General features: G+C 61.2%; 10 protein-coding genes. 5 read left to right on the forward strand and 5 right to left on the reverse strand.

Annotated features, from left to right (window positions below):
• Positions 1 to 153: 153 nt before the first annotated feature.
• Entirely contained in the window at positions 154 to 1,188 is a 1,035-nt protein-coding gene (locus BM132_RS23275) for a quinone-dependent dihydroorotate dehydrogenase (RefSeq protein WP_092459134.1), read from the forward strand.
• A gap of 352 nt (positions 1,189 to 1,540) precedes the next feature.
• On the opposite strand, the gene rmf is transcribed toward BM132_RS23275, so the two are convergent.
• Positions 1,541 to 1,756: a ribosome modulation factor gene (gene rmf / locus BM132_RS23280; RefSeq protein WP_003223300.1), complete on the reverse strand. Its 216-nt coding sequence runs from the start codon at positions 1,754 to 1,756 to the stop codon at positions 1,541 to 1,543.
• Between the two features lie 531 nt (positions 1,757 to 2,287).
• Between rmf and rlmKL the strand changes: the two genes are divergently transcribed.
• Positions 2,288 to 4,558, forward strand: coding sequence for a bifunctional 23S rRNA (guanine(2069)-N(7))-methyltransferase RlmK/23S rRNA (guanine(2445)-N(2))-methyltransferase RlmL (gene rlmKL, locus BM132_RS23285; protein ID WP_092459015.1), 2,271 nt, complete (start codon positions 2,288 to 2,290; stop codon positions 4,556 to 4,558).
• A 142-nt stretch (positions 4,559 to 4,700) separates the two neighbouring features.
• Positions 4,701 to 7,085, forward strand: coding sequence for a sensor domain-containing diguanylate cyclase (locus BM132_RS23290; RefSeq protein WP_092459017.1), 2,385 nt, complete (start codon positions 4,701 to 4,703; stop codon positions 7,083 to 7,085).
• A 147-nt stretch (positions 7,086 to 7,232) separates the two neighbouring features.
• On the opposite strand, the gene dacB is transcribed toward BM132_RS23290, so the two are convergent.
• Entirely contained in the window at positions 7,233 to 8,699 is a 1,467-nt protein-coding gene (gene dacB / locus BM132_RS23295) for a D-alanyl-D-alanine carboxypeptidase/D-alanyl-D-alanine endopeptidase (RefSeq protein WP_092401742.1), read from the reverse strand.
• A 231-nt stretch (positions 8,700 to 8,930) separates the two neighbouring features.
• Here dacB and BM132_RS23300 point away from each other — a divergent pair, with 231 nt between their 5' ends.
• Positions 8,931 to 9,275 carry a YggL family protein gene (locus BM132_RS23300; protein WP_047227158.1) on the forward strand — a complete coding sequence of 115 codons (345 nt, stop codon included), beginning with the start codon at positions 8,931 to 8,933 and terminating at the stop codon, positions 9,273 to 9,275.
• Positions 9,276 to 9,391: 116 nt separating this feature from the next.
• Here BM132_RS23300 and BM132_RS23305 read toward each other — a convergent pair whose 3' ends face one another.
• On the reverse strand, positions 9,392 to 10,582 hold the full coding sequence (locus tag BM132_RS23305; protein ID WP_092459019.1) for a benzoate/H(+) symporter BenE family transporter: 1,191 nt from the start codon (positions 10,580 to 10,582) through the stop codon (positions 9,392 to 9,394).
• 242 nt (positions 10,583 to 10,824) lie between these two features.
• Here BM132_RS23305 and BM132_RS23310 point away from each other — a divergent pair, with 242 nt between their 5' ends.
• Positions 10,825 to 11,589: a GntR family transcriptional regulator gene (locus BM132_RS23310; protein WP_003183531.1), complete on the forward strand. Its 765-nt coding sequence runs from the start codon at positions 10,825 to 10,827 to the stop codon at positions 11,587 to 11,589.
• A 131-nt stretch (positions 11,590 to 11,720) separates the two neighbouring features.
• Here the strand turns inward: BM132_RS23310 and guaD are convergent, their stop codons facing one another.
• Entirely contained in the window at positions 11,721 to 13,025 is a 1,305-nt protein-coding gene (gene guaD, locus BM132_RS23315; RefSeq protein WP_092459021.1) for a guanine deaminase, read from the reverse strand.
• A gap of 19 nt (positions 13,026 to 13,044) precedes the next feature.
• Positions 13,045 to 13,887, reverse strand: a complete 843-nt coding sequence (gene xdhC, locus BM132_RS23320) for a xanthine dehydrogenase accessory protein XdhC (RefSeq protein WP_092401733.1) — start codon at positions 13,885 to 13,887, stop codon at positions 13,045 to 13,047.

Here is a 13,887-nt window from a genome sequence, read left to right on the forward strand (position 1 = left end):
GTGGCACTCATTCCGTCGTTGGCATGGGTGCCGATGAACGCAAGTGGTGCAAGGCATATGCCATCGCTGCTGTTTTGTGCAGGCGCCTCGCGTGCATCGTCGTTGCCCGGCTATAATCGCCGCCTCATTTCGTCGCCCGAGTCCAAGCCGCCCATGTACACCCTGGCCCGTGAACTGCTGTTCAAACTTTCCCCGGAAACCTCCCACGATCTGTCCCTGGACCTGATCGGCGCGGGTGGACGTTTGGGCCTCAATGGTCTGTTGTGCAAGGCGCCCGCTAAATTGCCGGTGAATGTGATGGGGCTTGAGTTCCCCAACCCGGTCGGGCTGGCGGCGGGCCTGGACAAGAATGGCGCGGCCATCGACGGTTTTGCCCAGTTGGGGTTCGGTTTCGTGGAAATCGGCACCGTCACCCCGCGTGCCCAGCCGGGCAACCCCAAGCCACGGATTTTCCGCCTGCCGCAAGCCGAGGCGATCATCAACCGCATGGGCTTTAACAACCTGGGCGTCGACCATTTGCTGGGGCGTGTGGCCGCGGCCAAGTACAAGGGCGTGCTGGGCATCAACATCGGCAAGAACTTCGATACACCGGTGGAGCGCGCGGTCGACGATTATCTGATCTGCCTGGACAAGGTCTACGCCCACGCCAGTTATGTGACCGTCAACGTCAGTTCCCCGAACACGCCGGGGCTGCGCAGCCTGCAATTCGGTGATTCGCTCAAGCAACTGCTGGCCGACCTGGCCCGACGTCGCGCCGAATTGGCGGTGATCCATGGCAAACATGTGCCACTGGCCATCAAGATCGCCCCGGACATGACCGACGAAGAGACCGCACAGGTAGCCCAGGCCCTGATCGACACCGGAATGGACGCGGTGATTGCCACCAACACGACGTTGGGTCGTGAAGGCGTCGAAGGGGTGGAACACGCTGACGAGGCGGGCGGGCTGTCCGGTGCTCCGGTGCGGGACAAGAGCACCCATACTGTGAAAGTGCTGGCCGCCGAACTGGCCGGACGCTTGCCGATCATCGCGGCGGGCGGCATCACCGAGGGCAAGCATGCTGCGGAGAAAATCAGCGCAGGCGCGAGCCTGGTGCAGATTTATTCGGGCTTTATCTATAAGGGGCCGGCGTTGATTCGTGAGTCGGTGGATGCGATTGCCGCGCTTGGCCAATTTCAACGCGGGTAAGTTCTTAAAGACTGCGCAGACTCACTGTGGCGAGGGAGCTTGCTCCCGCTGGACTCTGTAGGAGCTGCCGCAGGCTGCGATCTTTTGATCTTGATCTTGATCTTTCGCTCTAGACCCCATTGCCAGAGGAAAGATCGCAGCCTCGTTGCACTCGACAGCTCCTACAGGGCGCAGCCCAGCGGGAGCAAGGGTGTTCACCGCTCGGCTTTTTGCAGTGTTCGCTGAAACCCAGGCATTAAAAAGGGCTCCTCGAAGGAGCCCCCTGGGCCGAAGCCCGGCGTCCGGATGGGACGCGCGTGGTTAAATCGATGTGGGTATCAAATTGTCGAGTTCTTGAGTGTTAAGCCCTGTGTCAGCCGACGGCGTGAAGTTCGTTGAGTCTATGGATACCCGCAGTGCCGGTCATACCGTCCCAGTTGTCGCCGCGTCCTTCTCGCCAGCCATTGATCCAGGCTTGACGTACCGACGGTAGAGTAAAGGGGCAAAGCTCACGGGATTTACCACCAACGCCATATTGGTAACCGCGTAAAAATGCTCTTTCCAACGGATCACGCTTAAGTCTTCTCATAGGGTGTTGCCCTCACTTGTTGACTGTTGCTTCGCGTTGACCTCTATCGAGGCCGGGGCAGAATCATTCTGCCGTTGGTGGCTCGTTGCCGGCGTGACGAGCCGAGGTGTTGACGCCGTTGCGACGTCAACCTGTGTTGAGTTCTAACCAAAGCGTCACATGGATGGAATGATCGTTTTGTCATAAGCACGTAACAATAAAGATGTTAGGGCGATAAGTAACATGATGTTCGTCACCCGCTTTTAGGCAAGACCCCTGTATGATCGGCCCTGCATCGAAGGGTGCAACCCCCAGGCGAATGAGAATGTCCCCCTGTTGCACTCGGGTACTATTCGACGAAAGGGTCGAGTTTTCACAATTTGTTGCACAGAATTTTTTATCTGCCCTCGCCTCTAAGCTCTTTTAACCTGAGCGGCGAGGGCGGCACGGCACACTCTCGTGCCACGCGGGTGCTCTTGAGAAAAGCACCTGATTGAACCCGGCCCGGCAATGCGTTGCCCGGTCCACTTAGCCAAAGGCTCTGGAAATCCCATGTCCGATCGTTTCGAACTCTTCCTCACTTGCCCCAAAGGTCTTGAAGGCCTGCTTATCGAGGAAGCCGTCGGGCTTGGCCTTGAAGAGGCGCGTGAGCACACCTCGGCCGTGCGTGGCATGGCCGACATGGAAACGGCTTACCGCCTGTGCCTGTGGTCGCGCCTGGCCAACCGCGTATTGCTGGTGCTCAAGCGCTTCCCGATGAAAGACGCCGAAGACCTGTATCACGGCGTGCTGGATGTGGATTGGCAAGACCACATGCTCGCCGATGGCACCCTGGCGGTGGAGTTCAGCGGCCACGGCTCGGGTATCGACAACACCCACTTCGGCGCCTTGAAGGTCAAGGACGCCATTGTCGACAAGCTGCGCACCCCGACAGGCGAGCGGCCATCCATCGACAAGCTCAACCCGGACCTGCGCATTCACCTGCGCCTGGACCGCGGCGAGGCGATCCTTTCTCTGGACCTCTCCGGCCACAGCCTGCACCAGCGCGGCTATCGCTTGCAGCAAGGTGCCGCGCCCCTGAAGGAAAACCTCGCCGCAGCCATCCTGATCCGTGCCGGCTGGCCGCGTATTGCCGCTGAAGGCGGGGCGCTGGCCGACCCGATGTGCGGCGTCGGCACCTTCCTGGTGGAAGCCGGCATGATCGCCGCCGACATGGCGCCGAACTTGCGTCGTCAGCAGTGGGGGTTTACCGCCTGGCTCGGCCACGTGCCGGCGTTGTGGAAGAAGCTGCACGAAGAGGCCAGCGCCCGTGCCGCTGCCGGGTTGGCCAAGCCACCGCTGTGGATTCGCGGCTACGAGGCAGACCCACGCTTGATTCAGCCTGGCCGCAACAACGTCGAGCGTGCCGGCCTGAGCGAGTGGATCAAGATCTATCAAGGTGAAGTCGCCACGTTCGAACCCCGCCCGGACCAGAACCAGAAAGGCCTGGTGATCTGTAACCCGCCGTACGGCGAGCGTCTGGGCGACGAAGCCAGCTTGCTCTATCTCTATCAGAACCTCGGCGAGCGCCTGCGCCAGGCCTGCCTGAACTGGGAGGCCGCAGTGTTCACCGGTGCGCCGGACCTGGGCAAGCGCATGGGTATTCGCAGTCACAAGCAGTATTCGTTCTGGAACGGCGCCTTGCCGTGCAAATTGCTGCTGATCAAGGTCCTGCCGGATCAGTTCGTCACCGGTGAGCGTCGTACCCCGGAACAGCGCCAGGCCGAGCGTGAGCAGGCTGAGTACGAACAGGCGCCCGAGGTGCCGCAAGAGCGCCAGTACAACAAGAACGGCAACCCGATCAAACCGGCACCGGCCCCAGCCCCCGTGGTTGAGCAGGCGCGGTTGAGCGAAGGTGGGCAGATGTTTGCCAATCGCCTGCAAAAGAACCTCAAGCTGCTGAGCAAATGGGCCAAGCGTGAAGGTGTGGACTGCTATCGGGTCTACGATGCCGACATGCCGGAATACTCCATGGCCATCGACCTGTACCACGATTGGGTTCACGTCCAGGAATACGTCGCGCCAAAATCCATTGACCCGGAAAAGGCCTCGGCCCGGCTGTTCGACGCCCTGGCCGCCATCCCCCAGGCACTGAATATCGACAAGAGCCGCGTGGTGATCAAGCGTCGCGAGCGGCAGAGCGGCACCAAGCAGTACGAGCGTCAGAGCGCCCAGGGCAAGTTCACCGAGGTCAACGAAGGCGGCGTGAAGCTGCTGGTCAACCTCACCGACTACCTGGACACCGGGCTGTTTCTCGACCACCGGCCGATGCGCCTGCGGATCCAGAAAGAGGCGGCCGGCAAGCGCTTCCTCAATCTGTTCTGCTACACCGCGACCGCCAGTGTCCACGCCGCCAAGGGCGGTGCGCGAAGCACCACCAGTGTCGACCTGTCGAAAACCTACCTGGACTGGGCGCGGCGCAATCTGTCGCTCAATGGCTTCTCCGACAAGAATCGCCTGGAGCAGGGCGACGTGATGGCTTGGCTCGAAGCCAGTCGTGACGAATACGACCTGATCTTCATCGACCCGCCGACCTTCTCCAACTCCAAGCGCATGGAAGGGGTGTTCGACGTACAGCGCGACCACGTCCAACTGCTGGACTTGGCCATGGCCCGCCTGGCGCCGGGGGGCGTTCTGTACTTCTCCAACAACTTCCGCAAGTTCCAGCTCGAGGACAATCTGGGTGAGCGTTACGCGGTGGAGGAAATCACCGCCAAGACCATCGATCCGGATTTTGCCCGCAACGGCAAGATTCATCGTGCCTGGAAGATCATGGCCCGCTGACCTTTAGTCGATTGGATCCATGAAAGCCTTGAAACTCAAGGCTTTCAGGCGTTTTTGTGCTGGTCAAAGTGATGGCTAATAGCTATAACTTAAGCCTGTGGACAGGGCGGTACCTATGCCTGCCCCTTTCTGAGTTGTATTTATGGCATTGCATCAGGTGCGCCCCAGGATCCTGGGTTTTATCAGCGAAGATGTGTCGGCCTGGCTGGTGGCTTCGCTGGTGCTGCTGGCCGGTGCGTTCCTGACCGGTTTGCTGACCTGGGCGATGGCCAGTCTGTTTGACCAGCAATTGCGCCAGCGCTTTGAACTGCAAGTCGAGGAGCGCTTCAGCCGCATCGTGGAGCGTTTCCAGGACCAGGAGCAACGTCTCGATAGTCTGCGGCGTTTTTTTGCCAATTCGGCCAGGGTTTCCGAGAGGGAATTCCATGGCTATGCCGAAGCCTTATTGCGGCGCACCCAGGCGTTTGCCTGGGCGCCTCGGGTGCTGCGCGACGAACGAGCATCGTTCGAACAACAAGCCCGGACCGAGGAGGGCGATACGTTTTCCATCCGTGAGCCAGACGACTCCGGTGGCCTGCGCCTGGCCGCCGAGCGGGACGAATACGTGCCGGTGCTGTACCTCCAGAGTCAGCCCTCCTTCAAGGCCCCACGGGGCTTGGATCTGCTCGCCCATCCCTTGCGCCGTGCCACCCTTGAGCGCGCTCGCCACCTTGACGCCATGGTGGTATCGCAACCGTTGGACCTGGTGGGTGAGGCTTCCACCTCGGTGCGCGGGGTGTTGCTGGTCGCGCCGGTCTCCAGGGCGTGGTCCAGGGAACCGTTCGGTTACGTCGCGGCTGCCGTCAGCATGCGCCAGTTGGTGGGGGATGGCCTGCCGGCGCCCGGTCAGGACAATCTTTCGATGCGGGTCATGGACCTGTCCACGGACGATCGTGAGGAAGTGCTGTTCGAGTCGCTCAATCCACCGGGTGAAAGTGAATTGTCGGCGACCCGCCTGTTGCGCCTGGCCGATCGCGACTACCGGATAGAGCTGCGACCCAGTCGCATGTTCCTGTCCACCAACCCTTCTTCGATGGCAAGCGTGGTGATATTAGGTAGCTTGCTCAGCCTGCTCCTCAGTGCCCTGCTGTATGTGTTGGTCAGCCAGCGACAGCGGGCCCTGCAACTGGTCGAGCAGCGGACCCGAGAGCTGCGCGAGCGTGAGCAGGAGCTGCGGGGCACCCACGGCCAGTTGCGTGGTGTGCTGGATGCCGCGACCCAGGTTGCGATTATCGCCACGGATCTGCGCGGGGTGATCACCACGTTCAATGCAGGTGCCGAACAGATGCTTGGCTACGACAGCGGCGAGGTTCTGCACTGCATGACCCTCGAAAGCCTTCACTTGCCGCGCGAGCTCCAGGCCCGAGCGGTACAGCTTGCTGCGCGTTATGGCAAACCGATTCCCACGTGTCACGCAATGCTGGTCGAGGGCGGCGAACAGGGTGGCCAGCAGGCCCGGGAATGGACCCTGGTGCGCCGCGATGGCAGCCATCTGACCGTGAACATGCTGGCGACACCGATGCTCGATGATCAGGGGCTGTGGGTCGGGCATCTGGCGATCTGCATCGACATCACCGAACGTAAGCGCGTTCATGAGGCCCTGGCCGCCCGAGACCTGTTGCTGAAAAAACTCAGTGCCCACGTGCCTGGGGGCATCTACCAGTTCAAGATGGATTTCAACGGGCGTTTCAGCGTGATTTATGCCAGTGATGGCATTCGCGATATCTATGAACTGGAGCCCGAAACACTGGTGCGCAACGCCGAATCGATTTTCTCGCGTATTCATCCGCTGGACAGCGCGCGCGTGCGCAGATCGATCCGCACTTCGGCCGACACCCTGAGCCCATGGCGCGAGGAGTATCGCCTGCAACTGCCGCAGCGTGGGCTGCGCTGGGTGCGCGGCGAGGCCACGCCTGAGGAACTGCCGGGCGGTGGGGTGTTGTGGCACGGTTATGTTTCCGACATTTCCGATCTCAAGCGGGTGGAAGAAGAACTGCGAGCCTTGTCAGTGACCGACGCCCTGACAGGTATTCGCAACCGGCGCTATTTCCAGGAGCGCCTGACCACGGAGATGGCCCGGGTGGAGCGGGGTACCGGAGAGTTGGCGGTCATCATGCTCGACATCGACCACTTCAAGCGCATCAACGATCAGCATGGTCATGCAGTGGGCGATCGGGTGTTGCAGGCGGTTTGCCAGCGCATCACCCAGCGGCTGCGACGCACCGACGTGTTCTGCCGGCTGGGCGGTGAAGAGTTTGTGGTGTTATGCCCGGACACCGACGGCGAAAGCGCCCATGCCTTGGCCGTGGGGTTGTGGGAGGGGTTGCGCAGCGCGCCGATCGAGGACGTGGGGGTCATCACTGCCAGCTTCGGCATCGCGACCTGGCGCGTCGGGGAGGGGGCGGATGCGTTGCTGTTGCGGGCCGACTCAGGGGTGTACGCGGCCAAGCAGGCCGGACGGGATCGGGTTGAGGTGCAGTTGGGCTGAGCGCTACCTGCGCCCAGAGTGAATATCTATGGGCAACCCTAAATGTGGGAGCGAGCCTGCTCGCGATGGCGGAGGTTCAGCCTCTATAGAGGCTGAATGTTCCGACGCCATCGCGAGCAGGCTCGCCCACATTGGTTTCGTGTCGGTTTAGAGCACCGAAGCCGTCTGCGGCAGTTTCGGCTGGCGGTACAGGTCCAGCAGCACCTGATCCAGCACCGACGAAGCGCCCCATGGCCGCGGGTCGTTGAGGATCGCCACCACGGCCCAGGTGTTGCCGTTGATGTCACGGCTGTAGCCCGCGATGGCGCGAACGGTGTTCAGGGTGCCGGTCTTGACGTGGGCTTCGCCGGCCATGGCGGTGGTCTTGAGACGTTTGCGCATGGTGCCGTCGGTGCCGGCGATGGGCATCGAACTGATGAATTCGGCGGAGTACGGGCTGCGCCACGCGGCTTGTAGCATCGCCGCCATTTCCCGGGCACTCACCCTTTCGGCGCGGGACAGGCCGGAGCCGTTCTCCATGACCAGGTGCGGCGCGGTGATACCTTTCCTGGCCAGCCACTGGCGTACCACCCGTTGTGCCGCCTTGGCGTCGTCACCGTCGGCTTCGTTGCGAAATTCTGCGCCCAGGCTCAGGAACAACTGCTGGGCCATGGTGTTGTTACTGTATTTGTTGATGTCGCGAATGATCTCCGCCAGGTCCGGCGAGAATGCCCGGGCCAGCACTTTGGCGCTTTTCGGGGTCGCCGCCAGACGGTCCTTGCCCTGGATGCTGCCGCCGAGTTCCTTCCAGATCGCCCGCACCGCTCCGGCGGTATAGGTGGGGTGGTCCAGCAGCGCCAGGTAAGTCTGGGAACTGCAACCGTCACCGAGCTGGCCGCCGACGGTCACGGTCACGCTGCCGTCCGCCTGGGGCACCGGGTTGTAGCGCACGCCACCGGTGCATTGCTTGGAATTGAGTGCCTTGACCTGGTTTTCGATGCGAATGCTGGCAATCGGCGGCTCCACCGACACCAGTACCCGGCCAGCGTCATTGCGGGCGACAAAACGCAGGGCCTTGAGGTTGACCAGCAGGGAATCGGGCTTGACCAGGAACGGTTTGTTTTTGTCGTTGCCGTCGTCGTTGAATTCAGGCAACTGCGGTTTGACGAAGAAACCGCGGTCCAGCACCAAGTCTCCAGTAACCTGTTGCACACCATTGGCCCGCAGGTCGCGCATCAGCAACCAGAGCTTTTCCATGTTCAACTTGGGATCGCCGCCGCCCTTGAGGTACAGGTTACCGTTGAGAATCCCGCCGCTGAGAGTGCCGTCGGTGTAGAACTCGGTTTTCCACTGGTGATTGGGTCCCAGCATCTCCAAGGCGGCATAGGTGGTCACCAGTTTCATGGTGGAGGCCGGGTTTACCGAGACGTCGGCGTTGTACAGGGTCGGGGTGCCAGGGCCGTTGAGCGGGATCATCACCAGGGACAAGGCGTTGTTTTGCAGCTTGCTGTTCTTGAGGGCCTTTTGCACATTGGGCGTCAGGGCCGTGTTGATGGTGGTGGCGCTGGTGGATGCGGGCAGGGCCAGGGGAAGAAGAAGGCTGGCCAAAAGCAGTGGACGCAAAGATCTGATCATTTGAAATAAAACCCTACGGGCGAGGGGAAAAAAACGAGGACATGAAAATGAACGCCCTCAACGTCATGAAAGTGTCGGCATTATGCCCCAAGGTGTAGCGGCTTGTGCCGTGCCTGAGCCCTTTGAGGCGCTATTTTTTACCGACGGTAGGCCCGCATACCCGATCAGGCGGGCAAACGGTGCACCAAACTGGTAGAGTGCCGGCCGTTATTACTTATGAGGATTGTTCCAATGGCGACTAACCGTTCCCAGCGTCTGCGCAAAAAACTGTGCGTGGATGAATTTCAAGAGCTGGGTTTCGAACTGAACCTGGATTTCAAAGAAGATCTGGCCGATGAGGCCGTTGACGCTTTCCTCGACGCTTTCCTGAAAGAAGCCATGGAAGCCAATGGTCTGGGCTATGTTGGCGGCGACGACTACGGTCTGGTTTGCCTGCAGAAGCGTGGCTCGGTGTCCGAAGAGCAGCGTGCGGCCGTTGAAGCCTGGCTCAAGGCGCGTCCTGAGCTGACCAGCGTTGAAGTCAGCCCGCTGATGGACGTCTGGTACCCGGAAAAGCCGATCAATCCGGTCGCTTGATGGTTTGAGCCGGCAGCCCGTTCCTCGGGTTGCCGGTCAAAAAGATCGCAGCCTTCGGCAGCTCCTACAGGATGTACGCATTCCAATGTAGGAGCTGCCGAAGGCTGCGATCTTTTTTAGGCGTTACGCCAGTTCAGGATCAGCAAGGTCAACACCCCCGCCACAATCCCCCAGAACGCCGAACCGATGGAAAACAGCGTCAACCCCGATGCTGTGACCATGAAGGTGATCAGTGCCGCTTCCCGTTCCCGGGCTTCGCTCATGGCGATGCTCAAGCCATTGATGATTGAGCCGAACAGCGCCAACGCCGCGATGGACAGCACCAGTTCCTTGGGCAGCGCCGCGAACAATGCCGCCAGTGTCGCGCCGAACACTCCGGCAAGCCCGTAGAAAATCCCGCACCAGACCGCCGCCGTGTAGCGTTTGTGACGATCCTCATGGGCGTGGGGCCCGGTGCAGATGGCCGCGCTGATGGCCGCCAGGTTAATGCCGTGGGAGCCGAACGGCGCCAGCAGCAGCGAGGCGATGCCGGTGCTGGTGATCAGCGGCGAGGCCGGCACGTTGTAACCGTCTGCCCGCAGCACCGCGATGCCCGGCATGTTTTGCGAGGTCATCGCCACCACGAACAGCGGAATGCCGATGCTGATGGTGGCCGCCAGGGAGAAATGCGGGGTGGTCCATACCGGCGTGGCGACTTCCAGGGTAAAGCCGCTGAAGTCCAGCAGCCCCATCAAGCCTGACAGTGCCGTACCGATCAGCAACGCAGCTAGCACCGCGTAGCGCGGCGACAGGCGCTTGACGATCAGGTAGGTGAAAAACATCCCCAGCACCAGGCCGGTTCGATGCTGGGCAGCGACGAAAATCTCGCTGCCGATCTTGAACAGGATCCCCGCCAGCAATGCCGCCGCCAGCGAGGCCGGAATGCGCTTGACCAGGCGCTCGAAGCTGCCGGTCAGGCCACAGATCGTCACCAGCACCGCGCAGGTGATGTAGGCACCGATGGCCTCGCCATAACTGACCCCGCCCAGACTGGTGATCAGCAGCGCCGCGCCGGGTGTCGACCAGGCGATGGTGATCGGTGTGCGATACCGCAACGACAGGCCAATGGAGCACACGGCCATGCCGATGGAAATCGCCCAGATCCACGAAGAAATCTGCCCGCTGGTCAGCCCTGCCGCCTGTCCGGCCTGGAACATCAACACGAGCGAGCTGGTGTAGCCGGTCATCATGGCGATGAAACCGGCGACGATCGCTGATGGTGATGTATCGGCCAGCGGACGAAGTGGCGTGGTCGTGACTTCGGTCATGGTGGGCGGTGGTCCTTGTTGTAAATTGCAGGAGGGCGGGGGGCCACAGATTTGGGGTTTAAGCCTAAACTCAACCTCGTTGCCGATTGCAATACAGCCACGTCCGCAAACAGCCGTACAGTCGTGTTGCCATCAGAGGTTGTGTACAATCGCCGTATTATTTACGTGATACTTGCCAGCGACCCGCTGAGGCGTATTACAGTCACGGTCAATTCGCCGCAGTTCTCCCGACTCGAGTGCCCATGAACGAACAGTTGCAACCCCTCAAGAAACAACCGCGAGCAGGCAAAGCCGGTCGCAGCGGAACCCAGGACGATATTGTCTATGCGCATATTTTCGAGGCCATCCTCGAACAGCGCCTGGCGCCCGGTACAAAGTTGAGCGAAGAGGCGTTGGGGGAGATTTTCGGGGTCAGCCGCACCATCATTCGCCGTGCGCTGTCGCGTCTGGCCCACGAAGGTGTGGTGCTGTTGCGGCCCAATCGTGGCGCCGTGGTGGCCAGTCCGAGTGTCGAAGAGGCCCGCCAGGTATTCATGGCCCGGCGTCTGGTGGAGCGGGCAATCACCGAGCTGGCGGTGCAGCACGCCACCGCCGAACAGCTGGCCGAGCTGCGGCAGATGGTCAGCGACGAGCGCGACAGTTTTTCCCGTGGTGACCGTGGCGCCGGCATCCGCCTGTCAGGCGAGTTCCACCTCAAGCTGGCCGAGGCGGCGAAGAATGCCCCGCTGATCAGCTTCCAGCGCAGCCTGGTGTCCCAGACCTCGCTGATCATCGCCCAGTATGAAAGCGGCAACCGCTCCCACTGTTCCTACGACGAACACACCCAATTGATCGACGCCATCGAGGCCCGCGACGCCACCCTGGCGGTGGACCTGATGATGCATCACATGGACCACATCGACAGCAAGCTCAACCTCGACGAAGAAAGCGCGTCGGATGATTTGCATGCGGTGTTTTCGCATCTGTTGCAGAGCAAGAAGCCAGGGCGGTCGACGGCCAAGCTTTGATGGGTTGAATCAGGCGTACCGAGTTGCCTTCATCGCGAGCAGGCTCGCTCCCACAGGGGTTATGTGACTGACACAAATCCACTGTGGGAGCGAGCCTGCTCGCGATTGGCGGTCTGACAGGCGCTAGAAATCTAGCGCTGATGCACCAATCGTCCAGCCGCATAAGTCTGCGCCACCGTCCGGTCATCCCCCAGCGTCATCAACACGAATAACCGCTCGGCAATGTCCCGGGCCTGTTGCAGGCGATAGCTCAGCAGCGGTGTGGCGTTGTAGTCCAACACCAGAAAGTCTGCATCGCTGCCCGGCTGTAAAGTCCCGATCCGGTCTTCCAGGCGCAAGGCCCGGGCGCCGCCAAGAGTGGCCAGGTACAGCGACTTGAACGGGCTCAGGCGGGCGCCCTGCAACTGCATCACCTTGTAGGCTTCGTTCAGGGTTTGCAGCAACGAGAAACTGGTACCGCCACCGACGTCCGTGCCCAATCCCACGTTCACTTTGTGCTTCTCGGCCATTGGCAGGTTGAACAGGCCGCTGCCGAGGAAAAAGTTCGACGTCGGGCAGAACGCGATGGCCGAACCGGTCTGTGCCAGGCGCGCGCATTCGTCGTCACACAGGTGCACGCCGTGGGCGAACACCGAACGCTCGCCCAGCAGTTGGTAGTGGTCGTAGACGTCCAGATAACCTTTACGCTCTGGAAACAGTTCCTTGACCCATTGCACTTCCTGCAGGTTCTCACTGATGTGCGTCTGCATGTACAGGTCGGGATATTCCCCCAGCAACTGACCTGCCAGGGCCAGTTGTTCCGGCGTGCTGGTCGGCGCAAAACGCGGGGTCACGGCGTAATGCAGGCGGCCCTTGCCATGCCAGCGCTCGATCAGCGCTTTGCTTTCGGTGTAGCTGGATTCGGCAGTGTCGGTCAGGTAGTCCGGGGCGTTGCGATCCATCATCACTTTGCCGGCGATCATCCGCAGGTCGAGTTGCTCGGCCACTTCGAAAAACGAATTAACCGATTGCGGATGCACACTGCCGAACACCAGCGCGGTGGTGGTGCCATTGCGCAGCAGCTCCTTGACGAAAATATCGGCGACGGCGTCGGCATGGGCTTTGTCGGCGAACTGACTTTCACAGGGGAAGGTGTAGGTGTTGAGCCAGTCCAGCAATTGCTCGCCGTAAGCCCCGACCATGCCGGTTTGCGGCAGGTGGATGTGGGTGTCGATGAAGCCGGGGGTGATCAGCGCGTCCTGGTAATGCGTGATCTCGATGTCGGCCGCCAGGGTCGGCAGCAACTCGCTGGCGTGGCCGATGGCGCTGATCTGGCCGTTTTCCACCACCAGCAGGCCGTCTGCAAAGTATTCATAGGACGCTTCAATGCCGACTTCGGCAGGGTCGGCGAGGCTGTGGAGCAGGGCGGCGCGGTAGGCTTTACGTGTCAGGGGCATGGGAATACTCAACGATTGTTCAACGGTTCGCCTGGCTGCGGCGCGAGGCCGGCAGCAGCTTGGCAATCGGTTCGGCGCGCGTGGTGTGCTGGCCGAAATCCGCGTTATAGGTGGCGATGATTTCACCGGCGATGGAAATGGCGATCTCCACAGGCAATTTGCCTTTGACCTCGCCGATGCCCATCGGGCAGCGCATGCGTTGCAAGGTGCTGCTGTCGAAGCCGCGATCACGCAGACGATGTTCGAACTTGACCCGTTTGGTTTTCGAACCGATCAGGCCGAAGTAGGCGAAGTCGTTGCGCTTGAGGATCGCGGCACTCAGTTCCAGGTCGAGCTGATGGTTATGGGTCATGACGATGCAGTAGCTGCCGGCGGGCAGTTCGTCGATTTCATCCAGCGGCTCTTCACTGACGATCTTGCGCACGCCGTGGGGCAGGTGTTCGGGAAACTCCGCTGCCCGTGAGTCGATCCAGCGCACCTTGCAGGGCAGGCTCGCCAGCAGCGGCACCAGGGCGCGGCCGACATGGCCGGCGCCGAATACGGCAATCTGCGCCTGGACCTGGCCCATGGGTTCGAACAGCAGCACGGTCACGCCGCCGCAGCACTGGCCCAGGCTGGCGCCGAGGCTGAAGCGCTCCAGATGGGTGTTTTGCTGGCCGCTGGCGAGCATCTGCCGGGCGAGCTCCATGGCTTTGTATTCCAGGTGCCCACCGCCGATGGTGTCGAATGTCTGGCTGGCGCTGATCACCATCTTCGAACCGGCATTGCGCGGAGTCGAGCCGAGTTCTTCGATGATCGTCACCAGCACGCAGGGTTCACCGCGATCTTGCAGGTCGGCGAGGGCGCTGATCCAGTTGTACAT

Origin of the sequence: Pseudomonas sp. NFACC45, assembly GCF_900113505.1 — a bacterium.
GTDB lineage: Bacteria > Pseudomonadota > Gammaproteobacteria > Pseudomonadales > Pseudomonadaceae > Aquipseudomonas > Aquipseudomonas tehranensis.